Annotated in this window: 13 protein-coding genes and 2 pseudogenes; 6 read left to right on the top strand and 9 right to left on the bottom strand. The window is 61.9% G+C overall.

Features of this window, described 5'->3' with window-relative positions; translation table 11 throughout:
* The first annotated feature begins 12 nt into the window (after positions 1-12).
* The 6 genes and pseudogenes from CN538_RS24605 to CN538_RS15550 all read left to right on the top strand — a co-directional run bounded on the left by CN538_RS24605 (position 13) and on the right by CN538_RS15550 (position 8,769).
* Positions 13-330, top strand: coding sequence for an acyltransferase domain-containing protein (locus tag CN538_RS24605; RefSeq protein ID WP_277985038.1), 318 nt, complete (start codon positions 13-15; stop codon positions 328-330).
* Positions 296-526, top strand: a pseudogene (locus tag CN538_RS23305) (acyltransferase domain-containing protein); the annotation flags it as partial. The gene CN538_RS24605 and the pseudogene CN538_RS23305, both read left to right, overlap by 35 nt.
* A 40-nt stretch (positions 527-566) precedes the next feature.
* Entirely contained in the window at positions 567-5,633 is a 5,067-nt protein-coding gene (locus tag CN538_RS15565) for an SDR family NAD(P)-dependent oxidoreductase (RefSeq protein WP_242495233.1), read from the top strand.
* Positions 5,630-6,966: pseudogene (locus CN538_RS15560) on the top strand (aminotransferase class I/II-fold pyridoxal phosphate-dependent enzyme). Before CN538_RS15565 ends, CN538_RS15560 begins: the two are co-directional and overlap by 4 nt.
* 301 nt (positions 6,967-7,267) lie before the next feature.
* A complete protein-coding gene (locus CN538_RS15555) occupies positions 7,268-8,422 on the top strand; it encodes an autotransporter outer membrane beta-barrel domain-containing protein (protein ID WP_106420031.1) in 1,155 nt (384 codons plus the stop codon).
* On the top strand, positions 8,419-8,769 hold the full coding sequence (locus tag CN538_RS15550) for a hypothetical protein (protein ID WP_106420030.1): 351 nt from the start codon (positions 8,419-8,421) through the stop codon (positions 8,767-8,769). The genes CN538_RS15555 and CN538_RS15550 overlap by 4 nt, the downstream gene beginning before the upstream one ends.
* An 80-nt stretch (positions 8,770-8,849) precedes the next feature.
* Here CN538_RS15550 and CN538_RS21290 read toward each other — a convergent pair whose 3' ends face one another.
* The 9 genes from CN538_RS21290 to CN538_RS21270 form a co-directional block, all read right to left on the bottom strand.
* Entirely contained in the window at positions 8,850-9,230 is a 381-nt protein-coding gene (locus CN538_RS21290) for an aminotransferase-like domain-containing protein (RefSeq protein WP_207233532.1), read from the bottom strand.
* Between the two features lie 11 nt (positions 9,231-9,241).
* Positions 9,242-10,087 carry an aminotransferase class I/II-fold pyridoxal phosphate-dependent enzyme gene (locus CN538_RS21285; RefSeq protein ID WP_207233531.1) on the bottom strand — a complete coding sequence of 282 codons (846 nt, stop codon included), beginning with the start codon at positions 10,085-10,087 and terminating at the stop codon, positions 9,242-9,244.
* Complete coding sequence (locus CN538_RS21280; protein ID WP_207233530.1) at positions 10,071-10,268, bottom strand: GntR family transcriptional regulator; 198 nt, start codon at positions 10,266-10,268, stop codon at positions 10,071-10,073. Before CN538_RS21280 ends, CN538_RS21285 begins: the two co-directional genes overlap by 17 nt.
* Positions 10,268-10,840 (bottom strand): hypothetical protein, encoded by a 573-nt coding sequence (locus tag CN538_RS15540; RefSeq protein ID WP_106420029.1) that lies wholly within the window; start codon positions 10,838-10,840, stop codon positions 10,268-10,270. Before CN538_RS15540 ends, CN538_RS21280 begins: the two co-directional genes overlap by 1 nt.
* A gap of 334 nt (positions 10,841-11,174) precedes the next feature.
* Positions 11,175-12,191 carry a phytanoyl-CoA dioxygenase family protein gene (locus CN538_RS15535; RefSeq protein ID WP_106420028.1) on the bottom strand — a complete coding sequence of 339 codons (1,017 nt, stop codon included), beginning with the start codon at positions 12,189-12,191 and terminating at the stop codon, positions 11,175-11,177.
* Positions 12,192-12,330: 139 nt separating this feature from the next.
* Positions 12,331-14,439, bottom strand: coding sequence for a capsular polysaccharide export protein, LipB/KpsS family (locus CN538_RS15530; RefSeq protein ID WP_106420027.1), 2,109 nt, complete (start codon positions 14,437-14,439; stop codon positions 12,331-12,333).
* A gap of 368 nt (positions 14,440-14,807) precedes the next feature.
* Positions 14,808-15,002 (bottom strand): capsular polysaccharide export protein, LipB/KpsS family, encoded by a 195-nt coding sequence (locus CN538_RS26450; protein WP_129591389.1) that lies wholly within the window; start codon positions 15,000-15,002, stop codon positions 14,808-14,810.
* Positions 15,003-15,046: 44 nt separating this feature from the next.
* Positions 15,047-15,781 carry a capsular polysaccharide export protein, LipB/KpsS family gene (locus CN538_RS24600; RefSeq protein WP_164999628.1) on the bottom strand — a complete coding sequence of 245 codons (735 nt, stop codon included), beginning with the start codon at positions 15,779-15,781 and terminating at the stop codon, positions 15,047-15,049.
* 327 nt (positions 15,782-16,108) lie between these two features.
* Positions 16,109-16,540 carry a transposase gene (locus CN538_RS21270; RefSeq protein WP_207233528.1) on the bottom strand — a complete coding sequence of 144 codons (432 nt, stop codon included), beginning with the start codon at positions 16,538-16,540 and terminating at the stop codon, positions 16,109-16,111.
* Positions 16,541-17,073: the final 533 nt, after the last annotated feature.

The raw sequence follows: 17,073 nt of genomic DNA, 5'->3' as shown, positions 1-17,073 counted from the left end.
ACCGCGGTCAGCGTGATCTTCCATCGCAGCGCCGGCCAGGGCCGCACCCGCGGCAGCGGCGAGATGAGCGCCGTGGGCCTGGGCGCAGAGGCGATGCAGGGCTGGCTCGACGCGCCCGAGTACGCCGAGATCGTGATCGCCGGGGTCAACAGCGCCAAGGGCGTGACCCTGGCCGGCCCGGCCTGGGCGCTGACGCGCCTGGAGAGCGCGCTCACCGCCGAGCGCATCTTCGCCAAGCGACTGCCGCTGGACTACGCCTTCCACAGCCCGGCGATGGACCCGATTCGCGCCCCCGCTGATCGATGCCCTTGGACACCTGACACCCAATGACGGCGAGCTGCCGTTCTACTCCACCGTCTCCGGCACACGCCTACCCGGCCGCGAGCTGGGCGCCGACTACTGGTGGCGCAATATCCGCGAGCCGGTGCAGTTCGCCCCCGCCATCGACGCCCTGATCGCCGCCGGCGCGCGCACCTTCGTCGAGATCGGCGCGCAGCCGATCCTGCGCCGCTACCTCAGCGACGCCCTCGCCGCCGACGCTCAGCCAGGCTGCGCTGCTCGGTACGTTGGCCCGCGGCGACGATGGACTCAGCGCCGTCGAAGCCAGCCTTGCCGGGCTGCTCGCCAGCGGCAGCGTGTCACCGCGCCACTGGTTCCCGGTGGTCGGCCGCTTCGTCGACCTGCCCCACTACCCCTGGCAACGCGAGCGCTACTGGGTCAGCCCCACCGGCGATACCCAGGGGCTGATGGCACGTCACTACGAACACCCACTGCTCGGCTACCGTCTCGCCCGCCAAGGCTGGGCCTGGGAGAGTCAGCTCGATAGCCGGCGCCTGCCGTGGCTGGTCGACCACCGCGTCGGCGATGCCACCGTGTTCCCGGGTGCTGGCTTCGCCGAGCTGGCGCTGGCCGCCGCCAGCGCCTGGAAAGCCAGCCCACTGCTCGATATCGAGGCGCTCGAGATCCTGAGCCCGCTGCTGCTCGACGCCAGCCACGGCAAGAAGCTGCTGCTCGAGCTGCAGGAAGCCGATGGCAGCCTCACCATGCAGACCCGCGAGCCGGCCAGCGACGATGCCTGGACCCTCAACGCCCGCGCGCGTATCGCCGCCCAGACCCGCGGCCTGCTGCTGAGCCGGCGCGGAACCGGCCTGCCCCAGCGTACCCCGGACATCAGCCGCGAGCGCCACCTGGCGATGGCGGCCCATGTCGGGCTCGACTACGGCCCCGGCTTCCAGGCCATCGACGCCATCTGGCTCGAGGATGACCGCGCCCTGGGCCGCATCGACCTGCCGCCGGCGATCGCCGAGGGGCAGCGCGACTGCCTGCTCGCGCCGGGGATTCTCGACAGCGCCTTCCAGCTGTTCATCCCGCTGCTGGCCGACGAACTCGCCGCCGCCGGCGGCATGGCCTTCGTACCAGTACGCCTGGAGCGGCTGCAGCTACGCCTCGACGCCGCACCGCCGGCGTGGATGGAGGTCCGCCTCACCAGCCGGGCACCCCACTCGCTGTGCGCCGAGGTGGCGCTCTACGCCGCCGACGGCCAGGCCATCGCCGTGGTCGAGGGCGCGCGGTTCAAGGCCGCACGCCTGCGCCATGCCCCCCAGCACCGGTTGAGCTATCTCGACCACCGCCTGGTCCCGGCACCGCGGGAAGCCGCCAGCCTACCGCTGGATGATGCCAGCGCGGAGCTCGCCCTGAGCGAGTTGCAGGCGCGCTACCGCGAAGTGACCGGCGGCCGCTACGCCGACGAGGTCGCGCCGCTGCTCGACACCTTGGTCGCGACCTTCCTCGATCAGGCCCTGCGCCCGCATGCCGATGCCGATGGCCAACTGCCGCAGGCGCGCTTCGACAGCGGCCCGGCCGATCTGCGCCAGCGCCGCCAGCGGGTGATCGAGCTTGCCATGGCCAGTGGCGTGGTCAGTCAGACCGATGCCGGCTGGCAGCTGCGCGAGGCGGAGGAGATCGATGCCGCCACGATCTGGAACCTGCTGATCCGCGACTACCCCGACTACGCCGCTCTGACCCACAGCGTCGGCCGGCTCGGCCTGCACCTGGCCGAGTGGCTCGACGGCCAGCTCGACGCCGAAAGCCTGGGGCTGGACAGCGCACGCATGACCCGGCTGATCCAGGCCAGCGTGGGTGAGCGCGGCTGGTTCGCGCTGGCCGACACCTGGCAGGCGCAGTACCAGCTCTCGCTGCAGCTACTGCCACCGCAGCAGCGGCTGATCGTGCTCGAGGCAGCGGCATCGCGGCCACAGCTGGGCGAGCGCCTGCTGCAGGGCATCCCCGGTGACCGCGCGGCGTTCCGCTTCCTGCCGCTGCGCGACAGTGCGCGCCAGGAAGCCGAGGCGCTGGCCGAGCAGGATGCGCGTGTCGAACTGATCGCCAGCGACGCGGCCCTTGCCGATATCGGGGCAACGGTAGCGCTGATCACCCTGGACGGCACGCGCGAAGAGACCGCCGCCCTGCTGCGCGCGCTGCCGCAGCAGCTCGCGGACGACGCGCAGATCGCACTGCTGGCCCAGGATGACAACGACTGGCGTCATTTTCTGTCGCTGGCCCTGGAGGACGACGCCCTGCCCGCGGCGCTCACCGAGGTCCGCGAACAGCTCGACATGCTGGGCTACCGCGGAATCGCCGAGCATGCCCTGGAGAGCGACCACGGTGGGCTGGTGCTGTTGACCGCCCAACCGCCGCTGTCCAGCGCCACGCCGGGCGATAATAGCGACGAGCGTGCCGAGCCCGCGCCGGCACACTGGCTGATCCTGGCCGACGCCACCTCGCAGCCCCTCGCCAACGCGCTGGAAGCGCGCCTGCAAGCCCTCGAAGAGACGGTCTCGCGGCGCGACGATGGCGAGCCGGCGGCGCTGCTCGCCGAGGTCGCCGCGACCCAGGTGGTCGACCTGCGCGGCCTCGGCAGCGACGCCGAGACCCGCTGCGTGCTCGCCATGCAGTGGCTGCAGAGTCTCGAAGCCAGTGGCAGCGAGGCGTCACTGTGGCTGATTACCCAGGGCGTCGGCCCCACCCTGGGCGCGATGGATACCCTGAGCGCCACACCGCCCGATCGGTTCATGCCGCCCGAAGACGCGGCTGGTCGGTTCATGCCGCCCGAAGATGCGGCAGATCGATCCACGCCGCCCGAAGACGCGGCCTTGTGGGGCTTCGGCCGCTCATTGCAGAACGAGGCCGGTAGCCGCCAGGTGCGGCTGCTCGACCTGCCGGCCAATGCAGCGACTAACGAGGCGCTGCTGGACGCCCTGCTGTTCGAGCTGGAGATGCCGGATGCCGAGAGCGAGGTCGTACTCGATGCCGAGGGCGCGCGCTGGGTGCCGCGTCTCGGGCTCGAGCCCGCGCCGGGCAGTGTCAACGAAGCCGAGCAGCGCGAGATCGGCGCCGGCCACGCGGTCAGCCTGGGTTTCGAACTGCCCGGCCAACTGCGCCATCTGCGCTGGCAGCCGCATACGCTGGCCGCGCCCCAGTCAGGTCAGGTCGAGGTGGCGGTCAAGGCCACCGGGCTCAACTTCCGCGACGTGATGTATGCCCTCGGCCTGCTCTCGGACGAGGCGATCGAGAACGGTTTCGCCGGCCCCACCCTGGGGCTGGAGTTCGCCGGCGAGGTGGTGCGGGTCGGCGATGCCGACAGCCCGCTCAAACCCGGCGATGCCGTGGTCGGTTTCGGCCCGGCGAGCTTCAGCGACCGCCTGATCGCCGATGCCAACGCCGTTGCCGCGATTCCGGCGGAGATCGGCTATGCCGCCGCGGCGACCATCCCCACGACCTTCTTCACCGTCTACTACTCGCTCAAACACCTGGCCCGCCTGCAGCCGGGCGAGCGCCTGCTGATCCACGGTGCCGCCGGCGGCGTCGGCCTGGCCGCGATCCAGATCGGCCGCTGGCTGGGCGCCGAGATCTACGCCACGGTCGGCTCGGCGGAAAAGCGCGACTTCCTGCGCCTGATGGGCGTGGAGCGGCTCTACGATTCGCGCAGCCTGACTTTCGCCGAAGAGATTCTGCACGATCTCTCGGTAGACAACGGCGGTGATGGCCGCGGAGTCGACGTGGTGCTCAACTCGCTGGCCGGCGAGGCGATCAACCAGAACCTGCGCGTGCTCAATCCGTTCGGCCGCTTCATCGAACTGGGTAAGCGCGACTTCTACGAGAACACCAAGGTCGGGCTGCGTCCGTTCCGCAACAACCTGAGCTACTTCGGGGTCGACTCCGACCAGCTGATGCGCGAGCTACCGCGCCTGACTGGCGAGCTGTTCGGCGAGATGATGGCGCTGTTCGCCGACGGCACGCTGGCACCGCTGCCCTACACCGCCTTCGGCAGCGATCGGGTGGTCGAGGCCTTCCGCTACATGCAGCAGGCACGCCAGATCGGCAAGGTGGTGGTCACCTACGAGCGTCCGCCGCAGATTGCCCCGACGCCCGGCGAGGATCTCACGCTCAACCTGGATGCCGCCGCGACCTACGTGGTCACCGGCGGGCTGGGCGGTTTCGGCCTCGCCACCGCCGAGTGGCTGGCCGCCAAGGGCGCCCGCAAGCTGCTGCTGCTGGGACGCCGCGGCGCCACCACCGAAGAGGCCCAAGCCGGCGTGGCACGCCTGCAGGCCGCGGGCGTGAGTGTGCGCGCCGAAGCCTGCGACGTGACCGACGCCGAGGCCCTGGGCGCTGTGCTCGACACGGCCCGCGATGCCCTGGGTCCGATCAAGGGCATCGTGCACGCCGCCACGGTGATCGACGATGGCCTGATCCGCAATCTCGACGCCGAACGGGTGCGCCGGGCGATGGCACCCAAGCTCGACGGCGCGCGCCATCTGGATGCGCTGACCGCCGATGACCCGCTCGACTTCTTCGTGGTCTACTCCTCCGCGACCACGCTGTTCGGTAACCCCGGCCAGGCCAGCTACGTGGCCGCCAACCACTGGCTGGAAGCGTTTGGCGCACAGCGACGCGCCCAGGGCCGCCCCGCCACCGTGGTGCGCTGGGGCGCGATCGAGGATGTCGGCTTCCTGGCGCGGCATACCCAGACCCGCGACAGCCTGCAGGAGCGCCTGGGCGGCGAAGCGCTCACCTCGCGTGACGCCCTAGACGTGCTCGAACGCATGCTGGTCGCCGATGTCCCCGCGCTCGGCGTGCTCGAACTGGAGTGGCGCGCGCTGGCACGCTTCCTGCCCACGGCGGAGACGCCGCGCTATCGCGAGATCGCGCGCAGCGCCAGCGACGACAGCGGCAGCGAAGGCGACGACGACCTGCAGCAGCTGCTCGCCAGTCTGGAGCCGGAAGCGCTCTACGACACCCTGATCGGTGTCCTCAGCAAGGAACTCGCCAAGATTCTGTTGATCGATGAAGAGAAGATCGACATCCACAAGTCGGTCTACGACATGGGCTTCGATTCGCTGATGGGGGTCGAGCTGGTCACCGCGCTGGAGTCACGCCTGGGCATTCAGGTTCCGGTGATGGTACTCAGCGAGGCCGGTACCCTGGCCAAGCTGTGCGACTATCTGATGCACAAGCTGCGCGGCGAAGGCAGCGACAGCGAGAGTGAAGAGGAATCGATCAGCAGTCTCGCGGCCCGTCACGGGGTCAGCGAGCTGCAGGATGGGCAAGCCCCCGGAGAGAGCACACCGTGAGTCAGTCCGATACGCTCAAGCAGCGCCTGCTCGACCAGGCCCGCCAGCGACGCCAGCAGCGCCCGACGGGTGACGCACCCAGCTCGCGCGCCGCTGGCACCGGGGTGGACGAACGCTTTACCCGTTTCGACCGCCACCCCGGCTATCAACAGTTGAAGCTGATGCGCGAGGGAGGCCAGCGGCTGGGTATTCCCGACCCCTTCTTCAAGGTCCACGAAGGGACCGCCGGGGCCACCACCACCATCGGCGGGCGAGAGTGCATCAACTTCGCCAGCTACAACTACTTGGGCTGGCCCACCACCCCAAGGTGATCCAGGCCGGCATCGAGGCGCTAAAGCGCTACGGCAGCTCGGTCTCGGCGAGTCGCCCGGTCTCCGGCGAGCGCCCCATCCATCATGAGTTGGAGCACGCCATCGCCGAGACCTACGAGGTCGAGGATGCGGTGGTGTTCGTCAGTGGCCACGCCACCAACGTCTCGACCCTGGGCTACCTGCTCGGGCCCAAGGATCTGGTGCTGCACGACGAGTACATCCACAACAGCACCCTGGTGGGCGCCCAGCTCTCCGGCGCGCGGCGGATGAGTTTCGCCCACAACGACCCGGCGGCGCTGGAAGCCCTGCTGGCCCGCCATCGTGGGCAATTCGAGCGCGTGCTGGTGGTGATCGAAGGGCTCTACAGCATGGATGGGGACGCCCCCGATCTGAAGCGCTTCGTCGAGATCAAGCAGCGCCACCAGGCGTGGCTGATGGTCGACGAAGCGCACTCCTTCGCGGTAATGGGCGACACCGGCCTGGGGCTGCGCGAGCACTGCCAGGTCGCATCCACTGATGTGGATATCTGGATGGGCACGCTTTCCAAGACGATGTCCGGCTGCGGTGGCTATATCGCCGGCTGTCGCGAACTGGTCGAGATGCTGCGCTACTTCGCGCCCGGCTTTCTCTACAGCGTGGGCATGCCGGCCCAGGTCGCTGCGCCCTCGCTCGCCGCGCTCGCGGTGATGAAAGAGGAGCCGCAGCGCCTGCGCGATCTGCATACCATCTCGGGCTACTTCCTCGAGCAGGCCAAGGCGCGCGGTTTTGATATCGGCGACAGCATCGGCGTCGCCGTGGTGCCGATCATCGTCGGCAGCTCGGTGCTCGCTGCCGGCCTCTCGGATGCTCTGCTCAAGCACGACATCAACGTGCAGCCGATCCTCCATCCAGCGGTGCCAGAAAAGAGCGCCCGTCTACGCTTCTTCCTCAACTGCGAGCACACTCGCGAACAGATCGACCGCACCCTGGACGCCCTGCAGGCCGAGTGGCAGGCCCGCACCGAGCAAGCCAGTTCCAAGTAAGCCGGTTCCAAATAAACCAGCTCCGACCTATGACCGCGGCGCCCTGCCGCGGTCGCTACTCTAACGGTGCGTCACGCGCCGCCATCTGCCAGAACAGACCACCTGTAGGCGCGAGCTTCGCTCCTGGACGAAGCATCCCTGCGTCTCGCCACAGCCACCTTGCCGCATGAAGACCCGATCCCCCTGCCATCGTTTCAAACACACATATTAGATTTTTATTTTATTTATCACCCGGTAGTCTGAACTTTCACCGCTATTTGCCGATGACAAAACTCATAGACACCAGCAGAGAACACAATCTATGCGGATCGACCTCAAGGCGGCCGTGCTCGGCCTGAGCGCGCTTACTGTCTGCCCCACCGTGGCCGCCGCCGGCTTCGGCCTGGCCGAGCTGATTCAACTCGGCCAGGCGCTGCCCGATGCGCAGACTCAGGGTGACATCTCGAAGAACGACACCCGGGCCAGCCTGAAGTTGAACAACGGCCGCGAGTTCACCATCAGCTCACCCGATGGCCAGACCTCGCTAGCCGACCTGATCAAGGGCGACCGCGTGACACTGGACGTCGACGGCAACACGGTCGACTTTTCCACCACCGCCGCAAGCATCGAGACCGGGTACGACAAGGGCGATCAAGCGGCGGTCTACTCGATCTCCAGCGTGGTCGACTCACGGCCACTGACCTTGAGCTGGGAGGGGGCGCCCGATTCGCTCGCCAGCGCCAACCGTCTATCCGCCACCCTCAACGGTCAGCCGGTCACGCTGGTTCTCCCCGAGGGCCAGACGCTGGACGATTTCAAGGGGTCGACGCCGATCACCCTGCTGGACGCCAACGGCAATCCACTGGTCGATGGCCAGTCGCTCAAAGCCCTCTCGTCAAAACGCCTGCTGCAACTCGCCGCCCGCCTGGGGATGCTGGATACCGACATGGCGCTACGCGGCGCCCAGAAGCAGGCGATGGCGCAGAACTTCGGCATTCTCTCCAGTCAGATCGACAGCGCCATGCAACCCGGCCGCACGCCCGCGCCAAGCCAGGGGCAGCGATTCGCCGCCGGGCATGGCTTCAACGTTTGGGTGGCGAGCGAAGCGAGCGACCTGGAGGGGCGTGCCAACACCACCGCCTATGACGGCGACGGCAAGGCCGCGTTCGTTGGCGTCGACTGGAAACGCAACGGCTGGCTACTGGGGCTCGCTGCCGGGCACAGCTCGGTCGATATCACTACCCGCAACCAGGTCGCGCGTGCCGATCTGGGCGGCGACGTGATCGCCCCCTACGCCGCTGTGGCCGTCGACGATGGCCGCTGGGTGTTCGATGCGGTCGGACTCTATCAGTCGCTGGATGGCCGCAGTCGCAACCGCTATCTGGACGGCGACGTCAATCTCGACGGCGAGCGCTGGGGCGCGCGTGGCTCGACGACCTATTATCTGCCGCGTCTGGCCCGGGGCAGATCGGGGTGACCGCCGGCGGCGCCTATCTCAACGACAAGCTGCAGGGGCGCTATCTGGGCACCCAGAGCGATTACGGGGTCGAGCTCGGCGAGCTCTTCGGCGGGTTCAAGCTGGGCTACGATCTACCCCACGGACAGCTCTACGCCAGCGCCCTGCACTATCACAACATCACCGCCCACGTGGACAGCCGGGTCAACCTCATCGAAGAGGACGACCCCAGCCGCGAGCAGTTGAAGTTGGGACTCTCGCATGAGCTGGGGCAGCGCTGGAACGTCGACTTTGCCGGCGTCGCCGTGGTCGGCAGCAGCGACACCCGCTATCGCAAGCTGCAAGCGACCCTGGCCTATCGCCTCTAGGTGCTTGAAGTGACTACAGGGGAAAGTACGAGAAATTACTGAGTGCGTCTGAAACGCACAGCGCTAGCGAGATCGGGGTGTCATATCACCCCGATATGCTGATCCGGGCGGCTCTGCAGTGTCTGGGCAATATCACCCAGTGCCACCGCCAGCGACTCGCGGCTGATGGTGCCACCCAGGCAGACACGCACCGCTTCCGGGGCCTGCCCGGAGACGGTGAAGGCATCACTCGGCACAACGCTGATATCGAAGCTGCCCAGACGATGAGCAAAGGCCGCGCGGCTCCAGTGCGATGCCAGGGGTATCCAGATATGGAAGGCGTCCGGTTGCCCGCGGAAGCTGCCTTGGGGTAGCCACTCGCCGACCAGCGCGTAGCGGGCACGCGTTTCGTTGCGTATCGCCTCCAGCCAGCGCGCGCCGACGCCACTCTCGATCCACTCGGTGGCCAGCGCCGCACTCACGGGTGACGCCATCACCGTGGTCGCGCGCAGGGCGCCGGCCAGGCGCCGTGACTCGGCCTGCCCCGGCGCCACCACATAGGCCAGCCGCAGGCCCGCGCCCAGACACTTGGCCAGCCCGGCATATAGTAGGTCAGCTCCGGCGCATAGCTTGCCAACGGTGCCACCGGCTGGCGCGGTAGCGCGGCGTAAGCGTCGTCCTCGATGATCGGCACCTGGTAATGCCGCGCCACCTCGGCGATCGCCTCGCGCCGGGCAGGCGGCATCGTATAGGTGGTGGGGTTGTGCAGCGTCGGATTGCAATAAAGCGCGCGTGGCGAATAGCGTGCACAGGCCGCAGCGAAAGCTTCGGGGTCGATCCCCGCCTCGTCGACCGGCAATCCGACCAGTCGGATACCCAGCTGCCCGGCCACGGCGCGTAGACCGGGATAGGTGAGCGCGGCACAGCACACCACGGCATCCGGCTCGGTCGCCTTCAACAGCGTCAGAATGGAGAGCAGCGCGCTCTGGGCGCCGGAGCAGACCTGCAGCCTGGTAACGGGCACTTCCGGCCAGTGTCGCGATAGCCAGTTCGCGCCGGCCTCGCGGTCACGTATCGAGCCGCCGAACTCCTGGTAGCGCAGCAGCTCGGGCAGGCGCGGCTGCAGGGCCGCCAGACCAGCCTGCATCTGCGCTGCCAGAGCAGTGTCCGCCGGTTCCGGCGGCAGGTTCATGCTCATGTCCGCACCGCGCCGAACTTCCGGCGGAGGCAGCGGCGTAGTCATCTTGGGGGGCCGCGGCTCACCACGCACGTAGCTGCCACTGCCCACCCGAGCTTCGATCAGGCCACGCTCCCGCGCCTCGTTATAGGCACGGGTCACGGTGGTGAAGTTGATCCCCAGATGCTCGGCGATGGCGCTGGGTCGGCAACTGCTGGTTCGGCGCCAGGCGGCCGCTGGCGATATCCTCGGCAATCGCATCGGCAATGGCGCGATAGAGCGGTCGCGTCGCCAGCGAGAGTCGCGGCAGCCACGGCATGGCGTCCTCGGCCCAGACCGGCATCAGGCGAGATACCGGTTGAGACGGCCAATGCGATAGAGATCGTGCAGGTAGAGATCCAGCTTGGCCACCGCGTGGGTCAACAGGATCACCAGCACCAGTAGCACCAGGATCACCACCGGATCGTTCATCCAGGCAAAGGTAGCGCCGGGCACTTCGTAGGCAACGGTATAAAGGCTCAGGCCGCCCAGAAACATGGCGATCAGGCAGTCGACCAGCACCACGATCAACAGGGCCTTGCGCCAGTCATGGGCCACCGGACGGCCGGTCCACAGCGACAGATAGCGAATCTTCACCCCCTGCTCCAGCACGATGCTCTTGCGCCGGCGCAGCAGCGGCTCGGGGTTGCGTGACAGCGTCTCGTCACGCTGTGCCGCGCTCACCAACCGCTCGGGAAAGACCCCGCGCAGCGCCGCAAACGCGCTCTCTGCCGCGGAAGTACGGCTCGCCTCTTCACGCACCGCCAACGCTTCGTCATCGCCGACGTTCTGCGCGTAGTAAATGTCGTAAACCTGATAGACGGCGAATGCCACCCCGATAAAGATCACCGCCAGCACCAGTATTGTCTGGATCATAACTCGCTCCTCGCTTTCATCTCGCCATCGCTCAAACCGGGAAGAGTCGTATCGGACACTACCCGAGCCCCGTAGACACCAAAATGATAGCATCCATACAAAAACCACTCAATACGGAAGAATTTACATGCAAGCTAGATTTGTATGCAATTGGAGTGGAATGTATGCCCGTGCGGATGAGCCGTTGAGGGGCGAGCTTTGCTCGCGAACAATCGGAACGCCGAACGAAAAAGAGCCTTTCCGGTGCCGGGTTTCCCCGGTCGTGAAAGGCTCTCTCGACGCTCTGCCGATGATCTTTACTGCTGCCCCACCCCAACGGCGGGCGAGCAAAACCTCAAATACGCTTGCGCGGAATCACATGCCACGAAGAGCGCCCCCCCTTGGCTGCGGCCCGGGCATCCTCTTTCAGGCGCATGCGCTGGAGCACGCGATACTGCAGCCGATTGAAGTAGCCGAACCCCAGCCCAGGCAGCGGTACGAAGGGATTGGTTCGGCTCATGCCCCACAATGCCAGGCGCGAGCTGCCGGGTTCGGCCTCACCCCGCGCATGAACGCCAAAGGTATTGGCGATCAGCAGCGTATTGCCCTTGACCCGGAACGCCTGCGGGCCGCCATGGCCCAGGCGCTGCGCCTCTTCGGCACTGACCCGGAACGAACCGCGCGCGGTGTAGCTATCCGCGTGTTGGCGCGCACGCACGCTCATCTCATACTCCCACTTCAGCCGCTCCCGGTGCGGCCGGTTCGAACCCGGCACGAACACGAAAGGCCCATTGTGGTCGGTGACATCTTCCAGGTAGAGCCAGAACTTCATGGTCGGCTGGAAGGTATCCACGTGCAGGTTCTTCTGCGGGTCGCGCTTGTGCTTCTCGGGGCGATCTCCATTGTGCACGTTCTCGATATGGCAGATCGGCAGGCGCGCGTGCCCTGCGCAGTAGCGGAATAGCCGCTTCAAGGCCGGGTCTTCCAGTACCGCTTTCACCTCCGGCAACTGCGCGACCACCTCCGGCGCCAGCAGGATACGGTGGGTGTCGGTATCGCCCTGGCAGCACTCGCGGATTTCGCCCTCGTAGGCGCGCACCGCTGCCACCAGCGACTCGAACTGCGCCGGCGGCAGGTAGTTCTCCTTGAGTACATAGCCCTGGCGCTGGAACGCGATCCGATCCGCCTTGGGCACGCCGGGCGCGAACATCGCCATGCGCAGGCGCGAGATCCAGTAAGCCAGCCACACCCTGGCCGCGTGCAAGCCCCAGCGGTTGAGCCGCTCGCTGCCGAGCACCGGATTGCCCTTGAACGACTTGGCGCCGGTGAACAACTCACCGAGCCAGATCGGATACCGAGTCCAGGATTTCATACTATCAACCCTCAGTGGCAACTGATAAAGCCAGCCATATTATCCAAATCATTCAAACCGAAGGACAAACAAGTCCTTACCGAGACAGCTTATAAAACGGCACATCTGCGTCAACGCATCGCCAAAAACATATGCAGTGTCACGCATATAGCGAAGTGCATTTTTCTGAAAAGGCACATTGGCGCCCCACGAGTGAGAAATAGTCCAAGATGTCTTCAAGCTCACAGGCGCGACCGAGAACGGGGCTATAATAACGAGAAAGCTGAATATAAGAGACATAGAATATCTCTTCTAGCGATCTGACGCGTGAGCGTCGATCGAGGGATACTCGATCTTTCGTCAGTCCCCAGCCAGAGTAAAAAGGAACGCCATAACAGTGAACAGTCTTACCTGCCATCAATGCTTCAAACCCCATACCTGATGTAACGACGTACACATCAGAAGCCAGCTCCAAGAGCCTGAATGGGTTAACATCGAAGTCTATCAAATAGATATTATCAGCGCACATCTCAGCACTGATGTTTTCGTCACTGTAGTAGCTTGATTTACTTCCCCCAATGGCATCAGGATGTCTTTTCACAAGAATATCGGCGTCGGGATTATCTGCGACAGCATCTTCAAGCATTTGCCTGAAAACTTGAACGCTCCCCAGACCGGACACTACAGATTGGTCTCCATATCGCTGATCAACAACCAAAATCTTACGACGACTAGGACTCCCAATGGAAACTTCAACGTCCGGCGCGTGGTTATACTTGGATATCCGTGTGTTTTTTATAAGCTCAATAGCATCACTGGCACGTTGCTTACCAGCATCATCAATGACCGGCCCGTGCTGTAGAATGAGCTCCATCCTCGATGGCCTAACAGCATCATAGTGAGCAGTCAGATCATCAATCACAAGAGACAAGCCGGCCTCGCCAGAAAGACCAATCGATGAGGATCTGATAAACCCGTCTTCTATATAAACTACTTTTCTACCCAATTGCTTGGCAATAGACCTTTGATGCTTCTTACTTTTGCTATCTGAAATCCCCCACTGCACGAACACGTCTACGGCAACAAGATCAGCAATGGTGTTTATATCACCCTTGGAGCTGATTAGGGAATTTGCAACAAGCATATCTTTCACGTAAACCTGAACACTCTCCAGCACAGCTTTGCTAGAAGGTATGGCGACGACATCTATAGCCTGCTTTTTCAACATCAATTCGAAGGGACCCCTTGGCTTCGCCCAAAGGTCGCCGCCAAAGGCGTTTTCTTTCAACAAAGCCTGTATCCTTGATGAGGCCAACCCATCTGCACAATCAGGAGTTAGTAGAGCTGTAGAATTGCCAACCTCTTCGACTTCACAAAGACTTTCATACGACAAAAATTTATCAAGAGACTCAGCCAGCTCACTTCTATTGCGAACCACAGCTGTATCTACCGATGCCCAGTTTCTAGTGAAGTCAAAGTATTCCAGGGAAAGCGTCGCCTTACCCATTAGTTTGGCTTCTGCTACCCCGCCTCCACCAATTGACGAGACAAAGTCCGAGTGAAACACCGCTTCTTCAAAAGACACCATACAGAAAGTGGAATCATCGGTAGCCACATGATCAGCGTCGTTCAACACCGCTAGCATATCGGAGTCCATCACGTTATCTGCGAAGCGTGGCAGCCTAATCAGCAGCTGCATTCCCAATAGTCGAGATAGCTCCACCATATCAAGAACTGCATCTTTCTGAGCAGCAAATGCTGCACCTGTCCTTGATGACAGCATCAATGACTGGATGACGAGCAAAATTATCTTTTTCTCGGGCTCCAATCCAAACAGCCTGGAAAACTGCTGCCGGGATAACCTTGCATCATAGTTAACATATTCATCCAATGAGAGACTACCCACACTGAGGAATTGAGCCTCAGGATACCCGCGTTTGGTAAAGACTTCTTTCTGGCGATCATCCCATCCTAGAACGACATCCGCAGATGGGAATGAAACCAACGTTCGAGCATCCCTGTAATATACACCGTCATCTAAAGGAGCAGATTCATAGGGAATCAAGATTCTAGGGATGTCTAATTCGCGGCAAACGTGGGATATAATCCTCATAGGCGGCGCACAATCAGATGCAAAAATAATGCCAGCAACATTATTGCAAAAAGGCGTCAAACTCCCGACAACCATTTTTCTATACAAAACGGGGTTGGCGTCGATAAAATCAATTGCTTTTTCTTTATCATTGCCAGCAATCGGAAAAAACTCCACAGGCAAGACTTCGTACTCATGACACCGGATACTACCAATGATCGAATCAGACCGTCACATCCCCAAGGGATATAAAAGTAGACAGGCTTTCCATCTTTGCAGCCTGATTCAACTCAGAACCAATGCCTGGCTTGTACCAATCAGGAATTCTATATGGAGCTGAATCATCCTGAGCCAGCAGCAGACTGATCACTCTCTCTATTTATCGAGACAGCGCCGGCATAACGCTCCACCTCTATTTCCGATTCTTTTTTCCAGCAACTGCCTGATAGCAGCAATTGTGCTTTCGATTGTTGCTGGCTTCTTATAGATGGGATCGAAATACTCCGGATAGAGAATATAGGCGCCTGCAAAAAGTTCCTCGATGGTCAGCTTACGTTTACGTCGAGTGTTTTCCTGCCTATCGTCAGTAAGCCCCCAGCCGGCATAGAACGGGCACCGATAGTCGTCACTCTTATCTTTCTTATCAACGCTTCAATGCCGACCTGGGAAGTGATCGTATAGACGTGGTCTATAGTTTCAAGCACATTGCAAGGGCTATATTCTCCGTTATAACGTAACAAAGCCCTTGCACTTCCTCAAGGTTAGAGATTGCCTTTCTTTTCTTTTACCGTGCAAAAACATCAGGATGTGGCTTATAATGAACCTCGGCGTCAGGGTTTTCAAAGACCGCAAGCTTTACAACATCATTATTAGTCCAACGAACATCACAACCATAAATAATTGATGCATCGTCTTCTACCTGCCCCACAACCAAAATTCTCTTCCGGTCTTTTTTAGCAGGATATATCTTTCGCGTATCAATCCGTCTGGCGCTGTTATACTTACTCAATCCGTGAGAGACGATGTCTACGATATTTTTGCGAGCCCGCTCAATAAGATTAGGATCGCTAGAAAAATCGTACGTGGAGAGCAAGTATTCCAAGTCAGATTCTTTGCGAGCATCAAAATATGCTGTCTTATAGTCAAAGTTCAATGAAAGCGGGGGGACATGCTTAGAACCAAGCCCTATGGACCTAATAAAACCGTCCTCAACAAACCGGATAGGCTTTGTGGTATGGCTGATCTCGGGAGGCAGGTTCATCCCCCAAACTAGAATTTCCGCCCCAGCAGTTTTTTCGATGAGAGGCAACCACTTTTTCTTAAGGTCAACGCTTTTAGTCTTGAACGGCACGTAGATGAGAGTTTTATCGGGCAGCCATGCTTCTATCGTAGAGCGTTTCCAGTGGTGAATTCTGAAAGCAAAAACAGGAGCTTTGATTTTCGCCAGCCTTGCCAACTCTCTCTTCTTTTTTGCGGCATCCTTGAAAAACTTAACAGGATGCTTAAACAGCTTGGTCAACCTACTCATTCTAATCATCCAAATTACTAACAACCAGCCTTAGATTTACTCTCTGCAACACCTAATAACCGCGCATCGAAAGCAAGGTAAAATCCTTAAGAAACCGCACTCAATTTCATTCAAAAATCATGGTGTTGTTAAGAGAATGTTTACAAATCATTAGGCTCCGAGGGTCAATCAGTTGAGCAAATGACGCCCCGCTGCCAACCAGACCCACGCCTCCGATATCTCAACACGTCGGTCATGGTTCATCACCAGCCGACGTGCCTTTTCGATCCACGCATGGGTGCGTTCAGCCACCCAGCGCTTCGGCAGCACCAGGAAGCCCTAGGCATCTGGCTGGCGCGTAAAGAGGTCGTCCTGATCCGGGAGACACCAGCGGCCGACGTTGGCATTAGCAGGGTAGCGCACGACTTTGACCGTCACGCCATTCTGTTGGTGGATCATCTGGGCGAAGCTCCCGGCATAGCGGGCATCCACGAACACCGTGTATAATCCGGCGTACTTGTCCAGTCCGTTGGCCATGACCGGGTGAGCCCATTCACGGTCCTGACCACTAGCGACAGTCACGTTCACAGCGAGCACCAGTCCCAGAATATCGACCAACACATGGCGCTTGCGACCCTTGATCTTCTTCCCCGCATCGTAGCCACTTGGCCCACCCTGCGGTGAACTTCGCGTCAATTGAGCATCCAGAACAACAGCGCTGGTCATCGGGTCACACCCTTCACGTGCCCGCCATTGCGCGTAATCGGTCATGCATCTGTTCGAATTTGCTCTGTTGGCTACAGCGACGGAATAACCGATAAACGTTCTATCAGCGCGGGAAATCCCGAGGCAGCCATGCGCCACGAATAGCCACTGCGGACATATAACGGCACGTATCGACCAACAGACGCCGAGAGTAGCGAGGCGGCGTACCGCGCAGGGCTTACTGCCACGATGCACCATTCCTCATCGGTCAGCGAGCTAGGGTAGCGCTGTTCCGGGGGTTGGCGACGATGGTCAGGTTGGTAGCCATAACGCCGCTCTGGCTCGCTTTGGCGCGAAGGAGGTGTTGCCCGCTGACGCTGAAAACCCATCTCCTCTAGGCGCCTGCGGACGGTCATGTGATGGAAGAAGAGGCCCGTTTGCTGGCAAAAAGCCTCCGTCAGTTCGCTCAGTGTGGATAGCGAATTTTACGCAACCAACTGGCGGAGAGGATCTTTTTTCACTTCGCCAAATTTCCTGAGGCGCCCCCCTTTCGACAAGGGAGCTCACCTTGAGTCGTAAGCTTCCACGTTCTCAAGCAA

The sequence above is a fragment of the Salinicola tamaricis genome (assembly GCF_003006155.1).
In the GTDB taxonomy this organism is placed as follows: domain Bacteria; phylum Pseudomonadota; class Gammaproteobacteria; order Pseudomonadales; family Halomonadaceae; genus Salinicola; species Salinicola tamaricis.
Note: the sequence above shows the minus strand (reverse complement) of the source record. Positions and strands in the feature narration are given on the sequence as shown.